The following is a 17,175-nucleotide window of genomic DNA, read 5'->3' as shown; positions in this document are numbered from 1 at the left end:
ATAGCGGGGGCTAGCGTTTACGCCCGGCGTTCGTGCATCCGTGCCAGTTGCCGTTCCAGCATCGACGGATAAGGCTCCATCAGGCGCTCTACGCAACATGCACCTTCAGGGCTTGCGATCGGGCGAATCCGCGCACGCTGGCGAATCAGCGCGTCGTCACTGATCTTGCGCTCAACCAGCAGCAGGTTGCGGCTGTGTTGCGACAGGGCCAGTGCATCCTGAGCGGTTTCAGTCAGCAGCAAATCGATCTGGCTCAAGCCGAACAACTCGTCACCCAGCGTCAGACCCAGCTGCAATTGCAGGGTGATGCCGCTGTCGGCGACTTCGATCTGCAACTGATGACCCAAGGCACGCAGCAACTCGCCGCAGCAGATGGCATTGGTCAGGTAATCGTCGCCGCTGTCTTCGGTGTGGAACAGCATCAGCGTGCTGCCATCGTTCAGGGTGTGCAGTTCGCTCTGGTAGAGCGACGCGGCCTGATCGAGGCAATCGCGGTAGCGTTTCAGCAGCTCTTCCAGACGTGCGCGGGGCAGGCGGCGCAATTGATCTTGCGCACCCAGCTGCACGGCCAGTACCGCGCTGTGCTGCGGCAGGTTCGATACCTTCGGTTTTACGACTGGTTTCGGTGTGCTGTCTGTCGCGTCGTCACGCAGATCGGCAAACGGATCTTCGTCGTCCTCATCGTCCTCGACGGTGCTGACTATGCGTCGTGGCGCAGGCTTGAGACCTGCCACCGGTCGGGTTTCATCGAAGCTCGGATCACGCAGGTTGCGCACTTCGAAGGCTGGATCGGTCTCTTCGTCGTCATCGCTGTCGTCGAACTCGGGCTCCGGAACAGGCTCCGGTTCGGCCGGCTCTGGTGCGAAATTGGCGTGTAGCTGACGAGCGAGATCGCCAACTTCATCCTGACGCTCGGTGGCCGGGGTGTATTCGTCGATATTGCGCAGCCACACCCGCAATTGCAGCAGTGGTGTGGAGATATTGCGCCCCAGGCGCAGGCTCAAGGCCAGGGACAGCGCCAACAGAATCGCACTCAGAATGCCCATGCTTTGCAGGCTGATGGTCATCGGCTGCTGGAACTGGTCCATGTCCAGGCTGATGCGCAGTTGCCCGGCGGTCACGTCCTGGAAAGTGATCTTGCTCTGGTACATGCCCTCGGCTTCGCCCAAGAGGCTATGCTTGGGGCGCTGACCGGCTTCGGCGAGGATGCGGTTATCCACGCTGTAGATGGCGGCGTGGGCCACCAGTTTGTTCTTGGTCAGGTTGTTGAGCAGCACGTTCAGGCTGAGGATGTCATTGGACACCAACAGTTCCGTGGCCGAGGTCGCGGTCTGGGTGGTCAGGCTTTCGCCCAGGGCATCCGCCTGCTCGTGCATGGCCTGCTTGAACTGCAAACCCATCACACAGGCATAGATCACCAGGGCCAGAGCGACCAGGATCACGTTATGGCTGGCAATGCGCAATGCAATCGGTACACGGCGATGACGCAGTGCCCGGAAGATCAGCAGAAAGAAGTTATCGGTTTTTACTGGCGTGGGCCGGTTCACTTGAGCTCGGCTCTTTGTCCGTGAAGTTGACGCGCAGTATAGCGACAGGCCCTAGGCCGTCAAAGCGCTCGCGGTGCCCGATGGTCACTGAAAATGGGTAGAATGCGGTTTTTTTCCACCTGCGGGGGTGCGCCTTGCGCGAAATCGTCCTGATAAACATCACGGGAGTCGACCGTCCGGGTCTGACTGCGGCCATTACCGGCGTTCTGGCCCAGGGTGGTGTGAACATTCTCGACATTGGTCAGGCGGTGATCCACGACACCCTGTCGTTTGGCATCCTGGTTGAAATTCCCGATACCGAACAAGGTAACTCGGTGCTCAAGGACATCCTGTTCAAAGGCTATGAGCTTGAGCAACAAGTGCGTTTCACGCCGGTGTCCGAAGAGGATTACCAGCAGTGGGTCGGCAATCAGGGCAAGAAACGCCACATTGTCACCCTGCTCACCCGCAAAGTGACCGCCGAGCAATTGCAGCGCGTGAGCTCGATCACCGCCAAATATGGGCTGAACATCGATCATATCGATCGCCTGTCCGGGCGCATGCCGCTGGACACTCCGGCCGACAAAGGCAAAGGCTGCATCGAGTTTTCCGTGCGCGGCGAGGCGGCGGACCCGCAAGCGCTGCGGGCCGAATTCCTCAGCGTTGCTCAAGAATTGAACGTCGATATCGCCTTCCAGGAAGATTCACTGTTCCGCCGTAACCGCCGCCTGGCGGTGTTCGACATGGACTCGACGCTGATCGAAGCCGAAGTCATCGACGAACTGGCCAAGGCCGCCGGTGTGGGCGACCAGGTGTCTGCGATTACCGAACGGGCGATGGCCGGCGAGCTGGACTTCCGCGCCAGCTTCAAAGAGCGCCTGGCCTTGCTGCAAGGTCTGGACGTCAGCGTGCTGGATTCCATCGGCGCCTCGCTGCGCCTGACCGAAGGCGCCGAAACCCTGTTCGCCGAACTCAAGCGTCTGGGCTACAAGACGGCGATTCTGTCGGGCGGCTTCACCTACTTCGCCAAGCAACTGCAGGCCAAGCTGGGCATCGACTATGTATTTGCCAACGAACTGGAAGTGGTCGACGGCAAGGTGACTGGCGTGGCGGTCGAGCCGATTGTCGATGCGCAACGCAAGGCGGATCTGCTGCGTGAGCTGGCGCATAAGGAAGGTTTGCGTCTGGAGCAGACGATTGCCGTCGGTGACGGTGCCAACGACCTGCCGATGCTGGCGATTGCCGGGCTGGGTGTAGCGTTCCGTGCCAAGCCGCTGGTCAAGCAATCGGCGAAACAGGCGATTTCCACCCTTGGGCTGGATGGTGTGCTGTATCTGCTGGGCTTCCGGGATCGCGACGGGCAGCTCTGAGTTTCAGGTTGTCTGGGCGGGCCTCTTCGCGAGCAAGCCCGCTCCCACATTGATCGTGTGATCGACATAGATCCAATGTGGGAGCGGGCTTGCTCGCGAAGGGCGCGCCGCGGTTTTACAGACGTACGCTCAAAGCGACTTCCACAACGAATCAAATTCTTCCGTTACCCCGACCACGCCGTTCCCCGCGTCGTTTTCGTTTCTGGCGGTCTCAAGCGAACGGTAGGCAAACTGATTGAAGCTGTTGGTGCTCGCCACCCGACGCTCCAGCCCGGCCCGGCGTTCCTCGCCGTTGGTATTGATCAACACCTTATTGCCTTCCTGGAACGGCAGGCGCGGCGTGAGCAGGGTGGCCGGCAGGTCGATGGCACTGATGGCGGGCAGTAACAGCCCGCGCAAGTACTGGCTGTGCTCGTCGTGGGAGCGTATCAGCTGCAGGCCGCAGGGTTCGGCGCAAGGCGCGACTTGCTCGATACCCATCTGCGTGCCGCCGCCCCGCACCTGGCGGATCCAGCGCACCACTGCAATGCTCCAGCCTTGACCGGCGACATCCTCGATACCGACCATTTCGCCAGCCTGTAGCTCGGCGGGCACCGCGCCGGGCCAGGCCAGGCAATAGCCGCCAGGACTGTGATTGATCACCGGCAGCGCATAGGTCGGGAAATGCTGCTGGCGGTCGGATGCCTCGTGGCTGTCATCGTTTTGAAGGTGCGGGTATTCGATCTCTTCGTAGGGCAGCAGCGTGTCTGCCGTGCCATGAGGGGCGGCGTCGAAGGCGTGGCGCCATTGGTCTTTGGCGCGAGCTGTCGGGTCGGTCGCCGAGAACTGCGCGGGGCGGGCGCCGGGTTTTTTCAGGATGTCGTTGAACGAGCGTTGCCCGCCCAGATAAAAGTGCAAAGCGCTCATACCCACGCACAGGGTCAACGTGCCGTGGCCGACAGTGCGCTGGAAACTGCGCTCGGCGGCCTGGCCCCAGGCGGCATGCAGGTGTTGCAGCGTATCCAGATTCAGCCCCACCGGAATGGGCAACGGCGAGACCTTGTCGGCCGACTGCTGCAGATGGTTTTCGATGGCCATGACCAAGGGGTGCGGGTCGATTCCCAGCAAACGCTCCTGTTGTTCGGCGAGGAATTTGGAGCGGTAGCGCGGCCCGGTGTCGAGATCCGGGGCGATGGCAAACAGCCCGTCGTCCGGTTTGGCCGGTTGCAGCTTGATCCACTGGCTCCAGGGCTCGAGCACCTCGGCGAGCCGGGCGATCTGGTTCTGGCGCAGCTGATTGCAACGTGAAGCGCCTAGCAGAAGGGCGACGATGTAGGTTTGCTCGATGCTCAGCTTTTGCGTCTGGCTGGCCAGTTCATCGCGCACACTCAGATTTTGCAGTTGGAACTGACAGCCAATCCGATACAGCTGATGCAGTTCCAGCCACAGGTTTTCGGGCACCGGGCAATAGAGTTCAGTGGCGCGGATCAATGCGCCGTCCAGGCAATGGATTGCCCGCTGCAAAGCCTGGGTCAGCAGCGGCGCGCGATCCTTACTGAAGCGCGGCGTGACGCGAATGACGATTTGCTTGTAGCCGATCGCCAAGTGGCTCTGCAACGCCTGGCAAAGGTTGGCGATCTTGCGCGAGCGCTCGTCGAGCACAATGGTCTGATGCAGGAAATGCCGCTCCAGGTGCTTGCAGACGTAATACACCTCGGGCCGCAGCAGTTCGAGCAATTGCAGGCGATTGTCGCTGGGGGTGAGCAGTTGATTAAGTTCGCTCAAGCCTTGATACAACTGGCGAGCGGTTTCGCCGATGTTGGCTTTGGGCAGGTTGGCGATCCAGCGCTTGAGGTCGCGAGGCGTGGCTTCGCAGAAAGACAGACGCGACTGCGTCGGGATCGGTGCGCGTAGCAGCAAGACAGGATTGGTCTCATTCATGCCGTAGACAAACTCCGACCGGGAAATGGGCAGTGAATGACTTGACTGTAGCAGCTATGAACGTTGGAGGGAGTATCGCGATATTTGCGTCACGCTTGCCCTCGCAGGAGCTGCCGAAGGCTGCGATCTTTTTTCAGAGCGCGCCGTAGATCAAGATCAAAAGATCGCAGCCTTCGGCAGCTCCTACAGGGGGATGTGCCGCCCGGAAGAATTCGGGGCGGCGGGCCCGGGATCAGGCGCTTGGCAAGCCGATGCTCTGACCCATCTGCACTGGCGAAAGAGCGCCCAGTCCTTCAGCCCATTTCACTTGATCCGGCCCGAACAGCACGACAGCCGTAGAGCCGAGTTTGAAGCGACCCAGCTCCGCGCCTTTTTCCAGATGGATCGGCGCACGGGCGGCTTCATCGTAACGGAAGGTTTTCAGCTCGCGTTTTGGCGGCGTGATCAGCCCGGCCCAGACAGTTTCGATCGACGCCACAATCATCGCACCCACCAGCACTACGGCCATCGGGCCGCGTTCGGTGTCGAAAATGCACGCCACACGCTCGTTGCGCGCGAACAGCTCCGGTACGTTTTCAGCGGTGGTCTGGTTGACCGAGAAGATGCGGCCGGGGATGTAGACCATCTCGCGCAGAGTGCCGGCCAGCGGCATGTGCACGCGGTGGTAATCCTTGGGCGACAGGTAAATGGTGGCGAAATCACCGCCCATGAATGGCGCTGCGTTGGCCGCGTCACCCCCCAGCAGTTCCAGCACGCTGAAGCTATGACCCTTGGCCTGGAAAACGCGACCGTGTTCGATCGGGCCAAGCTGGCTGACGGCGCCATCGGCCGGGCTGAGGATCGCGCCTGGGGTTGGGTCCAGCGGGCGCGCGCCGTCTTTCAAGGCGCGGGTGAAGAACGCATTGAAGTGCTCGTAAGCCGTCAGGTCTTCGACCAGCGCCTGGGACATGTCCACTTGGTAACGCTTGGCGAACCAGGCGGTAAGGGCGTTCTTGAACCAGCGCACGCGGCATTCGGCAATGCAGCCGGCCAGTCGCGAAAGCAAGTGATGGGGCAGCAGATACTGGCTGAGGATAAACAAACGCTTATTCATTAACTGTCCTTAAAAACCTTAAATCTCTACGGGCGTGTCGGGATGGTTGCCCCATTCGCCCCAGGAGCCGGCGTAGCCTTTGACCCGCGGATAACCGAGCGACTTGGCTACTAGATACGTGAAGCCAGAACGATGATGAGTCTGGCAGTGGGTAATGACTTCTTTGTCTTTGGTGATACCGAGTTGTTCCAGGATTTTTGGCATGTCGGTGCGGATGCGCAGGTTGCGCGCCTGATCCATGCCCGCTGTCCACTCGAAATTGACCGCACCGGGAATATGCCCGCCCTTGGCCGCCAGCACTTTCTCGCCGGAGTATTCCAGCGGCCCGCGTGCGTCCCAGATCGCCAGGTCGGCGGCACCGAGACGGCTTTGCAGGTATTCGCGGGTGGCGGTGGGTTCGTCGTGCAGCGTCAGGGCGACCGGTCCACCGACCGCTGGCGGGATCTGGATCGACATGGGCATGCCTTCTGCGAGCCAGGCCGTCAGGCCACCGTTGAGATAGTGGTAATGGTTGTGGCCGATGACATCCAGCAGCCAGATAAAGCGCCCGGCCCAACCGCCGCCTTCGTCGTCATAGACGACATAGACTGCATCGGGGTTGTGTCCCAGTTCGCCGAACAATGCTTCAAGAGCGGCTTGGGTCGGCAGCAGGCCTGGCGCAGGCGCCTGACCCAGTTGGGTGCGTTTTGGATCGACAAAGCGTGCCCCGGGGATATGCCCTGCGGCATAGCGGGCGCTACTGGTCAGGTCCACCAGAATCAGTTCGCGGGAGTCGAGACGCGGGAGCAGGTCGCTCGGCTCGATCACCAGCGCCAAGCCAGAGAAGTCAGACATGTGAGGTCTCCAGAGCACAAAGGGGAGGATTGTAGCGCAGCGTCATGAGGGCCTGTTATCAGTTATTTCGGCGCAGGAAACAACGTGGCTTGTAGCAGCTGTCGAGCCCCAGCGAGGCCGCGTTCGGCTGCGTAGCAGTCGTAAAATCAGAGATTGCGGTATATCAGGCAGACCGAATTCGCCAGGTTCACGACTGCTTCGCAGCCGAACGCGGCCTCGCTGGAGCTCGACAGCTGCTACAAAGAGTGCGTCGCGGCTTAACTGGCTAGCGGTGGCTAAAGCTGTGCAGGGCCTTTTCGATGCACTGCGCGGTTTTGCCGAATGCTTGCACGGTAATTTCCGAGAACGGCCCGCCGCCCTGATCCGCCACCACGATCATGATCACCCGACCATTGTTGACCAGAGAACGCAGCAGCAGGTGTTCACCGCTGAACAGCGAACGCAGGCTGGCCGGCAACAGGGCCGAGAATTGGGCGTTGTTGGCCGGCGTCAGGCGCACCTGAGCCTGTTGTGCGAGCAGACGCTGCAGCACCGCACTCTGGCTGACCACCAGGTTCAGGCCGGCCACTTCTTTGGGCAGCCCGGCAATCTGGTGCACGCGCAGACTGGCGTGTGTGCGATCGGCCATCAGGATCATCACTCGCCGCATGCCACACGCCACCAAGGCATCTCGGGCCGACGTGGTCAAGTGCATGGCATTGGTAAACCGGCTCGGCTCCACCAGCAATTCGGCGCATTGTTTACGCCACTTCGCCAGGTCTTCGGCGGTGGGCGCCGGGGCCGGCAGCAAACCGGCGTGAACGCGGTTCATGCCCTGCGGCCAGATCAGCGCTTCGGCCGGGTGCCAGAGGTCCGGCATGGCATGTTGCCGGGCGCTGTTGGCGGCCTGTTGGTGCAACTGTTGCTGCACTTCATCCATCGGCATTTGCAGATAAAGGCTGGTCAGGTACTGCCAGCGTTCACAGTGAGGACTGTCCCAGGCCTGTTGTGCCGACAACGCCAGACCATTGGCCAGCAGCACGGTGTTGGCGGGCTGATTAAGCCAGCGCCGCAACGTCGGGTCATCATCGAGACGATTCTGTTGGCGCAGCGGGTGATCATTGTCCCGTGCGATGCGCAGGACTTTCACCAGTTCGCGTTGTTCATTGAGCAGCAGCCGATAACCCTGCTGGACCCAGATCGGCAAACGCCAGACATCCACCAGCGCCATACAGATTTCCAGCAGACGCACGCCGAACAATTGCTTTTCGACTTTGCGCGCCGACTCGCCTTTATGGATGACCCGCAGTTCCCACTCTTCAAGCAACTGCGGATGGGTCAACGCCATGGGCCACAGTGGCGAAAGAAACAACAGGCTGCCCCAGTGAATGTCCTGCCACAACCGCGCCAGGCGACTGGCAAAAAAACCATTGGCCTGTTGAGTGGCGTGCTGACTGATCAACTGAAGCTGGCGCAGGGCAACAGGAATCTGCGATTGGGGTTCGGCGGGCAGGCGCTCGAGCAATTCTTCGGTGCGTTTCAAACCGAGCCGATTGATCGCCACTTCAAGATTTTCAGCGGGCTCGGTCATGCTGCCATGGGTATGGCGGTTAGCTTCGCGAATCACGCACAAGGCCAGGGCCGGGCTGTCCTGCATCAGTTCGGCGATGTCTCGCAGCGAGCTGCGGTTGTCGCGGATGGCTTTGCAGACTTGGTCGTGACTGGCTTGCGGAACCGGCAGGCGTACGCCATCGAGAAGCTTGACCCAGCCTTCGAGCGTGGTTGGTTTTGGCGTTGGGACGTTCGTTTCGTTAGCCATGGTTGCACGCGATCATTGTCTGCATTACCTGTCCCTGCGCGGGCTAATTTAGCTTTTCGATTGAACTGGCTATAGTCTGGCGCAGTTTTGCCGATAAGGAGAAGAAGAGATTTTTTAACTTCCGAATATGACCTTGAACCCGACTCAGTAAGTGCTCTCCTACCTATGGCTAAAATTATCGGCATCATCGTCGTATTCGCGAGCGTGCTCGGCGGATACGTGCTTTCCCACGGCAAGATTGCCGCCCTCATTCAGCCTTTCGAGGTGATGATTATCGGTGGCGCGGCCCTGGGTGCATTCCTGCAGGCCAACCCCGGTCATATGACGATGCACGTGCTCAAGAAGTCTTTGGGCATGTTCAGTTCGCGTTTCAACCACACCTTCTACCTTGAAGTGTTGGGGCTGATTTACGAGATCCTCAACAAGAGCCGTCGCGAAGGCATGATGGCAATCGAAGGCGACATCGAAGATGCCGCCGCGAGCCCGATCTTCGCCAAGTACCCGGCAGTTCTGAAAGATGACCGCATGACGGCGTACATCTGCGATTACCTGCGCATCATGTCCTCCGGCAACATGGCTCCCCATGAGCTTGAAGGCTTGTTCGACATGGAACTGACCAGCCTCAAGGAAGACCTGGATCACCCCTCCCACGCAGTCAACGGTATCGCCGATGCCATGCCGGGTTTCGGTATCGTTGCGGCGGTATTGGGTATCGTAGTGACGATGGCTTCGCTGGGTGAAAGCGACCAGAAAATGATTGGCTTGCACGTAGGTGCGGCTCTGGTAGGTACCTTCTTCGGTATTCTCGCGGCCTATGGTTTCTTTGGCCCGCTGGCCCACGCTCTGGGCCACGATGCCAAGGAAGAACTGAACGTCTACGAAGCCATCAAGGCCTCGCTGGTGGCTTCGGCTTCCGGCATGCCGCCATCGCTGGCAGTGGAATTCGGTCGCAAGGTTCTGTACCCGGCGCACCGTCCTAGCTTCGCTGAGCTGGAACAAGCGGTTCGCGGTCGCTAAGTCATGGAAAATAACCAGCCGATAATCATCAAGCGCGTCAAAAAGTACGCGGGCGGGCATCACGGGGGCTCCTGGAAAATCGCCTTCGCGGACTTCGCGACGGCGATGATGGCGTTCTTCCTGGTGTTGTGGCTGTTGTCCACGGCAACGCCGGAACAGAAGATCGCCATTGCCGGTTACTTCAAGGACCCGGTCGGTTTCAGCGAAAGCGGCACGCCATACATCATCGATCTGGGCGGCTCGCCGACCCTGGCACCGGAGAACACCCTCAACCCCGAGGTGAAATCCCAGCCTCAGCCGGACAAGGTGACTATCGATTCCGAACAGGTCGAAGGTATGGCCGAGCAGGTTGAGAAAGAGCGCCTGGAATTGCTGCTGCAAGAGTTGCAGAACAAGGTCGAAGAAAACCCGCAGTTGCAGAAGTTCAAGGATCAGATTCTCTTCGAGATTACCCAGGACGGTTTGCGCATCCAGATCGTGGACGCCGAAAACCGCCCGATGTTCGACTCCGGCAGTGCGCGTCTGAAGCCGTATTTCGAAGACATCCTGCTGGCCATGGCCGACACCATCAAAGCGGTGCCGAACAAGATCAGCATCAGCGGCCACACCGATGCCAAGCCGTACTCGGGCACCGGCGACTTCGGCAACTGGGAACTCTCGGCCAACCGTGCGAACGCGGCTCGCCGTGCATTGATCGCCGGCAGCTATCCGGACGCTCAAGTAGCGCGAGTCGTGGGTTATGCCTCGTCGGCGCTGTTCGACCGGGAAAACCCGTTCAACCCGGTCAACCGCCGCATCGACATCGTCGTGCTGACCAAGAAAGCCCAGCGTGCCATCGAAGGTTCGCAAGGTGCAGAACCTGCGCCAGTGCCGACGCAAGGGCAGGGCGGCCCGGGCGAAGTGCCCACGCCGCCAGCCGATCCGAATGCCTTGCCGGCGGATAAGGAGCCGCTGCCGGCACATGAGCTTCGTGAGCGGTTGAATCTGTTTGATGATCCGGTGCCGAAACCAGCCCCCAAGCAGTGACCTACAAAAAAGCCGACAGCGATGTCGGCTTTTTTGTGCCTGCACGCTGCTCCACATCAGTATTCGCTGCCCCTTCGGTCGCAGACGTAACTTTCTGAAACGCCGGAAGGTTCGGATGGGATATCAAGATGCATCCTACATAAATCCCTTTTTCCCCTTGCTAACGTACTCGGCAGTTTGCGTTTGCTCACGCCGGGGATGGCGTGGGCATCGCGATTTGTATCTTCATTCGGCTTAAGGACGAGCCACGGAAAAGCAAAAGGATAAGCGCATGTTCGCCCCCGCCAATGCTGCTCACTTCACGTTACTGATCCCGATTGTTCCTAACGATTTCAAAGTCCTCACATTTGAAGGTACTGAAGCCATCAGTGCCTTGTATGCGATCCAGATTGAACTGGTCAGTGAACACCCTGCTTTCGATCTGGAGAGCCTGCTCAGTCAGCCCGCTTTTCTCCAGTTTGGCCTTAACGGGGAAGGTCTTCACGGTCGTATCGAAGATGTGTTCAGGGGGGAAACCGGCAAACGCCTGACCCGTTATCACCTGACCCTCGTACCGACGCTGCACTACCTGCAGTTCAGCCACAATCAGCGGATTTTCCAGAAGCTGACGGTGCCGCAAATCATCGCTCAGGTACTCAAAGGCCACGGCATTCAGGCCGATGCGTTTACCTTCCATGTCAGTACCAGCCCCGAGCGCGAGTACTGCACGCAGTATGGGGAAAGTGATTACGAGTTCGTCCAGCGCCTGTGCGCCGAAGACGGCATCGCGTGGCATCACCAGCATTCACCGCAAGGCCATGTGCTGGTGTTCACCGATGACCAGACCTGGTTCCCCAAACTGGGTGCAACCCCCTATCTGCAAGACTCCGGCATGGTGGCGGAGCACCCGGTCGTCAGCCAGTTCTCCATGCGTTTCAGCACCCGCCCCAGCACCACCACGCATCGGTACTACGACTTCCAACGCCCGAGTCTATTGCTGGAAAGCCGCTTCACCGCTGAGTTTCACCCTGAGCTTGAAGACTATCGCTATCCGGTCTCTATCGAAAACGAAAAGCGCGGCAAACAGCTGGCCCGGCAGGCGCTGGAACGGCACCGTACCGATTACCAGTTGGTCGAAGGTAAAAGCGATCAGCCAAGCCTGCGCAGCGGTCACTTCTTCGACCTGACGGAACACCCGGATAAAACTTGCAACGATTTGTGGCTGCTGCTCAGTGTGTCGCACGCCGGAAAGCAACCCCAGTCACTGGAAGAGGCGATCACCAGCGACACCAAACCCGAGGACGGCTTCACCCAAGGCTACCGCAACCGCTTCAGCGTCATTCCATGGGATGTGTTTTACCGGCCACCGCTACCTGCACCAAGACCGACGCTGGTCAGCCAGACCGCCCGCGTCACCGGCCCCGCCGGCGAGGAGATCTATTGCGATGAGTATGGTCGCGTCAAAGTCGAGTTCCCTTGGGACCGGGCCGAACTCAACAGCGAAAAAAGCAGTTGCTGGCTGCGGGTATCTACCCACTGGGCAGGTAAAAATTTTGGAGTGGTGATCATTCCGCGTATCGGCATGGAAGTCATGGTCACCTTTCTGGACGGCAATCCCGATAACCCGCTCATTACCGGGTGCGTGCCGAACAAGGTCAATGCGGTGCCCTATCCCTTGCCCGAAAACAAGACCAAAACCGTATTGCGCAGCCACAGCTCCCCCAGCACGGGGGGTTACAACGAACTGTCGATTGAAGATCGCGCCGGGCAGGAACAAATCTACCTGCGCGCCGAACGCGACCTGGAACAGCTGATCCTCAACGACAGCGATACCAAAATTGGCAACGACCGCCGCGAACAGATTATCCGTGATAGCCACAGCCTGATCGGTAACGACCGCTTTGAACAGGTGGACAACAACAGCGCTAGCCTGATCAAGGGCGACGAATTGCACACCACCGAAGGTGCGCGCAACACGCTGATCGGCGGCAACGAGGTGATCTCCATCACCGGCAACAGCAGCACGACGGCAGAGGGCACGTTGGTGATTCAGGCCGGGCCTCACGCCCATGTCACTGCGGCCAATGTGGTTATCAAGGCTGACCAGAGCCTGACGTGGGAATGTGACGGTCATTTCATCGTCATTAACTCCAGCGGGATATTCAGCAGTGTGGACATTGTCGTGGGTGGTTCGCCGCTAACTGGCCTACCCGGGCAGGCGGCACTGTCAGCAGCTCCCCAAGTCGCCGAAGCTGTGGTTATCGACACCCTTCCCATGGAAGCCCTGCTCAAACAGAACATCGTCTTTCGCGAGGCCGATTCCGGTGTTTGCCCGGTATGCAACGTTGCCCAGGAATCCCAGGAAGCAGAGAGGGGTGAAGCATGACACCAGTCATCCCGAACAAAGGACTGCTCCTGCTTGATGGCGCCCAGTACGAAGGCGCTATCGATTGGCTTAACGAGCACTACGGCGCAGATTCTCCGCAGCCGCTATTCAAGGGGACCGCTTATGAGCCGATCAGCGCCGCAGGGCCTTTTCTGCTGAATGCCTCGATTGGCAGCGCAGCCTATGCCGCGTGGTGGGGCGGCACCGACTTGCAACACAGTGTTTGGCTGGCTTCTCCACGGAGCGCCCAACAATGGCTACCGATCCTGCAACGTCGGTTGCGCATTTTTGATGAGCAGCAGCGAGAGCTGTGGTTGCGTCTGGCGGATGGCTCGGTTCTGCGACGCGCCTGGTTGGCCGGCGTGCAATGGCCAGCAGGCTTTTGGTTTGGTGTGGAAAGCGTCTGGCTACGCCATGGCAACGCGCCAGTGTGCGCTTGGGAAAACGAAGCGCCTGAATATGACTCAGCACCGGCCAATAAAGGTCTGGCCGCGCAAATCACCCTGCCTGAGCCGGTTCTGGAGGCACTGAGCCTTCCAGCCAACCCGGAGAAGAACGCATGAGTACCCAGAGTAAAATCCGCGTTGGAACCTGCCCGCTGTTCGCTGCCGTTTTGCCTCTGCGATACGCCCTTGGCCCAACCGTCGCTGTCGATTCCGAAGCCTACGACTTGCCGGCATTGAGCGGCTCGTTTCCCGAATTGGGGCCTCGTCATCCTGACTTGACCGGGCATGCGCTCAATTACACTTCGCGTTTGTTGCGCGACGGTTGGCTCTACGTCTGGGAGAGCAGCCCACCCAAGTTGGTGGAGTATCAGGTCGAGAAAGCTCAGCTCACCCAGACCCCGCGCGCGGGCAGGGTGATCGACACCCGGGTCAAACCCCATCTGGTGTTAAGAGCTGGCGACCCTGCCGGATTGGTCTGGTCGCCCGTTCGCTGGAGTGAGGCGCAGTATCGGGCCGCCAAAACAGACCCCGCCGTACGCCAGCGCATCATGCGAAGTTTTGTGCCAGGTGTCGCACCGTTCAGTGGCAAGGTCGACACCGTCGCCAAGCAGATTGGCGAATACAACGATGCGACGAGCTACGGCTGGAGCGCGGAGCCTGAAACGGAACACGCACCCAACTGGCTGAAAGCTCTCAAGCAGATGAGGGCTTGCGAACAGCAGACCTACGCCGTCATTGATGATGCATGGGGCGTGCTACTTGACCTTGCCGCGCTGATGCGTGTGCGTAAAGAAGCGTTCGACAGTTACCAGGAGCATCACGCTGAAGAGTGGGCGATAGCCAGTGTCATCAAGTCACTGAGCGAAGGCGACCGGCAACTGAGCGCACAGTTGCCGTCCATCACCCGCCATGACGAACTCCAGAGAGCCTGGAAGGATCAAGAGACCCAGAACGACCGATATACCGCAGACCTGCGGCGTCTGGCCCAACTCTGGGTGGCGTGGTTTAACACCCTGCAAGTGACCGGTGCGTCGAGCATGGACACCGCTTGCGGCCATTTCGACATTACCCAGTCGCTTGCCCGTGAGGCACTGGAATTGCATTTCGCAGCGGCTTGCCTGGGACCGGCCAGCACCAGCGTCGGGGCCGAGGCCATTACCCTCAGTCTTGAAGGTAACAAGGCTGGTAAGCCATGGTTGCTTTGGGCTTTGCTCGGGTTGCCGTCACGGCTGGGTGTTGGCGAAATCAAATACCTTGTGGACTTCAGCGATGTGGCCCGAGATAACCAGGCTGCTATTCAAGAAGGCGCCAGCAAACTCGCCAGAGCCTTTGGTTATACCGATGCGCTGAACAAGACCGCCGACAAACTGAAGCAACACAAGCCGGCCTCAAGCGTTGAGGCCCTATTTCTGTCTCTTGCCCCGGTGGCTGGGTTGCAATTGCATCAGGGTGAAAAGGGCACTGGTGCGGCGGGACGTTTGTACATGGCGGCAGCGCTGGCCCGCAGCGACCAGCGCATCCAGACCTCGGGCGTCACATCGCGTCAGTTGGGCGAGTGGTACAGCGATTTGATGGGGACACGCCAGTCAATGCCCACGCATTTGAGTGTTACACCGCTGACCAGCGGGGTGGCTGACGGTATCCCGTTCATGCATTTGGTCCCAGCCAGCACCAAGCTGCCACCGTTGCCGGTGAATCTGGCGGCGAGTGTTGAATTGAGCAGTGTGTTTGATTTGAAAAGTACGCTGAGCAAGGCGCCGATCAAGTCGATTGTGACGCTGGTGGCGGGGGTGAATTTTGTTTCATCGGGCAATGCGTTTCTTGATAACAAAACGGTCAAAAACGGTTTTAGCGCAGTCGGGGCGGCGTTTGGAGTTGGTGCGGCAGGCGCAGCTGTGTGGCAGCGAGTCGGCGAACTTGATTGGGCGGAGTCAGTCCGCCAGACCGGAAAGTTTTCAGTCTCCTCAAGGCTAATGTTGATTAAAACCTTGGGGCGTGCAGCGATTACCGCGGGGGCGCAGGTTGCCGTGTTGGCCTTCGACGTTGTGTTCTATGGGATAGAAGCCTTTGAGGCGTACCAAAAAGGCGATTTAGACACGATGGCGACGAGCCTGGCAATCGCCAGCACCGAAATGGCCGGTATCGTGCTCTATGTAAAACTTTTCCGGGCCTACCGTGCCGCACAAGTCGCCGTGATGCTCGGTGAGGCTGCGGCCATTGCAGGGGGGATGAATGCCGCACCACACCTAGCTATAAAAATACTTGGTCTCACTGTAGTGATTGTCACGGGGGTTATTGCTCGGCTCTATACAGCAGACACGCCGCTGGAGCTGTGGGTAAAAAACAGCCGTTTTGGGATCCGTCCAGACGACAACTGGTCGAACAGATACACCTTGTCCATGGATAAGCTGTACCCCATTTTGTTTCCCATCAGTTTTGATGCTCGCCGTCTGGCCGAAATGCACCCCCATCAAGGGCAAATCATCTCCACGTATCTGATGTTGAAATTGCCTGGAGAAAATGTGCCATTGACCGATGCCATGATTCACTTCAAGGGCATCGAAGTTTGGGGCGATACACTCGGCTATCACGCCGATCAAATCAAAAAGGTCGAATGGACGGGTAAAGACTTTGCTCGACACAGCGGTGCTCGCATTCCAGTGCCGGCCGGCGTCACCCCCTATCGCCGTGTGTACCATGAGGATGGCGTGCGGGATCTGCGGCGTATCGAGGGCGAATTGATTTACTCCCCACAAGAAGGACTGACGCTGCCAGCGGTAAAAATTATGGAACGAGCATGGATATGAATACGCCGGAAAAACCCCGGTACAGCGCTAAACCCACGGTCATGCTTGAAGCGGAAAAGCCCACGGGTGAACAGCCGATGGAGCTGTTCATTACCGATGAACACACCGAGCATTACCTGGCTTTGCAAGCAGGTGGCGACTCTTATCGAGGACTGATGACCGGTGTGTTGGGCGGTATTGGTGGGGTCGCAGGAATCGGGCTTGGACTTGTCAGCCTTATGCACAGCGGTGAAGCCGAAGGCCTTTTCATAATGCTTTCGATATGTACCCCGCTATTTGTAGTACCGTTCCTATGGGAAACCCTACGTCCGCTACCGCTACCTATCCTGTTTAACCGCCGCACTCGCGAAGTGTACTTTGATCATGAAGGCGAACTATTCCACGCTCCATGGGATGGTATTTCAGCCGTTGCTAATGAATTTCAACTAGTTGGCACTCACATTGGTGGCATGCAAAGCGCCTCACTAGAAGTTCGGGTGTGGCAATTTCAAAAACCGGAATCGGCGTTGATGGTCAGCCTTGGTGCGCCTTTTGGTAAATCACTGGCGATGCAAATCGGCTTTTGGGAATACATCCGTTCCTATATGAACAATGGCCCTTATTTCGACGAGCGCGGCAACCACAGTGAGTCGGATGCATTTGTACAAAGTCAGTTATCCGCGCGGCCCAGAATGAGCGAAAGTTTCATGCAAACACTGGAGCGGATAAAACAGACCAAGCAAGAGAATGGAGGTAAAAACTATCTGCGTGGTATCGACGTTCTGAGCTTGGTACTTGATCTCTGCTTTTATCCCACCTGTCGCATTCAAGAGCTCACCTACAGCATCGCCAAGCGTCGCTCCCGCAACCTTTGGCCCAAAGTTGTAACCGAACGCTTAAAAACTAATGGTCCCACGACAAGGCTTGTTGATCTCGAATGCATGCAGAAAGCCAGTGCTTGAATACCGAGGCTGGTGCGTGTGCTAGGGCAACA

12 protein-coding genes are annotated in these 17,175 nt (G+C 58.8%); 7 read left to right on the top strand and 5 right to left on the bottom strand.

Annotated elements, in window-relative coordinates:
• Window positions 1-17: 17 nt before the first annotated feature.
• A complete protein-coding gene (locus IB250_RS24680; protein WP_192345995.1) occupies window positions 18-1,547 on the bottom strand; it encodes an AhpA/YtjB family protein in 1,530 nt (509 codons plus the stop codon).
• A gap of 134 nt (window positions 1,548-1,681) precedes the next feature.
• On the opposite strand from IB250_RS24680, the gene serB reads away from it, so the two are divergent.
• Complete coding sequence (serB, locus tag IB250_RS24675; protein ID WP_007939616.1) at window positions 1,682-2,896, top strand: phosphoserine phosphatase SerB; 1,215 nt, start codon at window positions 1,682-1,684, stop codon at window positions 2,894-2,896.
• A 129-nt stretch (window positions 2,897-3,025) separates the two neighbouring features.
• Here serB and IB250_RS24670 read toward each other — a convergent pair whose 3' ends face one another.
• The 4 genes from IB250_RS24670 to IB250_RS24655 all read right to left on the bottom strand — a co-directional run bounded on the left by IB250_RS24670 (window position 3,026) and on the right by IB250_RS24655 (window position 8,541).
• Window positions 3,026-4,816, bottom strand: coding sequence for a molecular chaperone (locus IB250_RS24670; protein WP_192345993.1), 1,791 nt, complete (start codon window positions 4,814-4,816; stop codon window positions 3,026-3,028).
• A gap of 232 nt (window positions 4,817-5,048) precedes the next feature.
• Complete coding sequence (asd, locus tag IB250_RS24665) at window positions 5,049-5,909, bottom strand: archaetidylserine decarboxylase (protein WP_185022225.1); 861 nt, start codon at window positions 5,907-5,909, stop codon at window positions 5,049-5,051.
• A gap of 18 nt (window positions 5,910-5,927) precedes the next feature.
• Window positions 5,928-6,743 carry a thiosulfate sulfurtransferase gene (gene rhdA, locus IB250_RS24660; protein ID WP_192345992.1) on the bottom strand — a complete coding sequence of 272 codons (816 nt, stop codon included), beginning with the start codon at window positions 6,741-6,743 and terminating at the stop codon, window positions 5,928-5,930.
• A 265-nt stretch (window positions 6,744-7,008) separates the two neighbouring features.
• Window positions 7,009-8,541 (bottom strand): HDOD domain-containing protein, encoded by a 1,533-nt coding sequence (locus tag IB250_RS24655; protein WP_192345990.1) that lies wholly within the window; start codon window positions 8,539-8,541, stop codon window positions 7,009-7,011.
• 165 nt (window positions 8,542-8,706) lie between these two features.
• Between IB250_RS24655 and motA the strand changes: the two genes are divergently transcribed.
• From motA to IB250_RS24625, 6 genes are all read left to right on the top strand, one after another.
• Complete coding sequence (gene motA / locus IB250_RS24650; protein WP_008009851.1) at window positions 8,707-9,558, top strand: flagellar motor stator protein MotA; 852 nt, start codon at window positions 8,707-8,709, stop codon at window positions 9,556-9,558.
• Between the two features lie 3 nt (window positions 9,559-9,561).
• The gene (gene motB / locus IB250_RS24645) at window positions 9,562-10,584 is read left to right on the top strand and encodes a flagellar motor protein MotB (RefSeq protein WP_192345988.1); all 1,023 of its coding nucleotides are present in this window, start codon (window positions 9,562-9,564) and stop codon (window positions 10,582-10,584) included.
• Between the two features lie 271 nt (window positions 10,585-10,855).
• Window positions 10,856-12,949 carry a type VI secretion system tip protein TssI/VgrG gene (gene tssI, locus IB250_RS24640; protein WP_192345986.1) on the top strand — a complete coding sequence of 698 codons (2,094 nt, stop codon included), beginning with the start codon at window positions 10,856-10,858 and terminating at the stop codon, window positions 12,947-12,949.
• Window positions 12,946-13,512: a DUF4123 domain-containing protein gene (locus IB250_RS24635; protein WP_123500131.1), complete on the top strand. Its 567-nt coding sequence runs from the start codon at window positions 12,946-12,948 to the stop codon at window positions 13,510-13,512. The genes tssI and IB250_RS24635 overlap by 4 nt, the downstream gene beginning before the upstream one ends.
• A complete protein-coding gene (locus IB250_RS24630; RefSeq protein ID WP_192345984.1) occupies window positions 13,509-16,202 on the top strand; it encodes a toxin VasX in 2,694 nt (897 codons plus the stop codon). Before IB250_RS24635 ends, IB250_RS24630 begins: the two co-directional genes overlap by 4 nt.
• Window positions 16,193-17,143 (top strand): hypothetical protein, encoded by a 951-nt coding sequence (locus IB250_RS24625; protein ID WP_192345983.1) that lies wholly within the window; start codon window positions 16,193-16,195, stop codon window positions 17,141-17,143. The genes IB250_RS24630 and IB250_RS24625 overlap by 10 nt, the downstream gene beginning before the upstream one ends.
• Window positions 17,144-17,175: the final 32 nt, after the last annotated feature.

The sequence above is a fragment of the Pseudomonas sp. PDM09 genome, from assembly GCF_014852305.1.
Classification (GTDB): Bacteria; Pseudomonadota; Gammaproteobacteria; order Pseudomonadales; family Pseudomonadaceae; genus Aquipseudomonas.
Note: the sequence above shows the minus strand (reverse complement) of the source record. Positions and strands in the feature narration are given on the sequence as shown.

Excerpts from the sequence above, each read along its gene's own strand:
- IB250_RS24670 (WP_192345993.1), bottom strand. The coding sequence starts at position 4,816 with ATGAATGAGACCAATCCTGTCTTGCTGCTACGCGCACCGATCCCGACG.
- asd (WP_185022225.1), bottom strand. The coding sequence starts at position 5,909 with ATGAATAAGCGTTTGTTTATCCTCAGCCAGTATCTGCTGCCCCATCAC.
- rhdA (WP_192345992.1), bottom strand. The coding sequence starts at position 6,743 with ATGTCTGACTTCTCTGGCTTGGCGCTGGTGATCGAGCCGAGCGACCTG.
- IB250_RS24655 (WP_192345990.1), bottom strand. The coding sequence starts at position 8,541 with ATGGCTAACGAAACGAACGTCCCAACGCCAAAACCAACCACGCTCGAA.
- motA (WP_008009851.1), top strand. The coding sequence starts at position 8,707 with ATGGCTAAAATTATCGGCATCATCGTCGTATTCGCGAGCGTGCTCGGC.
- motB (WP_192345988.1), top strand. The coding sequence starts at position 9,562 with ATGGAAAATAACCAGCCGATAATCATCAAGCGCGTCAAAAAGTACGCG.
- tssI (WP_192345986.1), top strand. The coding sequence starts at position 10,856 with ATGTTCGCCCCCGCCAATGCTGCTCACTTCACGTTACTGATCCCGATT.
- IB250_RS24635 (WP_123500131.1), top strand. The coding sequence starts at position 12,946 with ATGACACCAGTCATCCCGAACAAAGGACTGCTCCTGCTTGATGGCGCC.
- IB250_RS24630 (WP_192345984.1), top strand. The coding sequence starts at position 13,509 with ATGAGTACCCAGAGTAAAATCCGCGTTGGAACCTGCCCGCTGTTCGCT.
- IB250_RS24625 (WP_192345983.1), top strand. The coding sequence starts at position 16,193 with ATGGATATGAATACGCCGGAAAAACCCCGGTACAGCGCTAAACCCACG.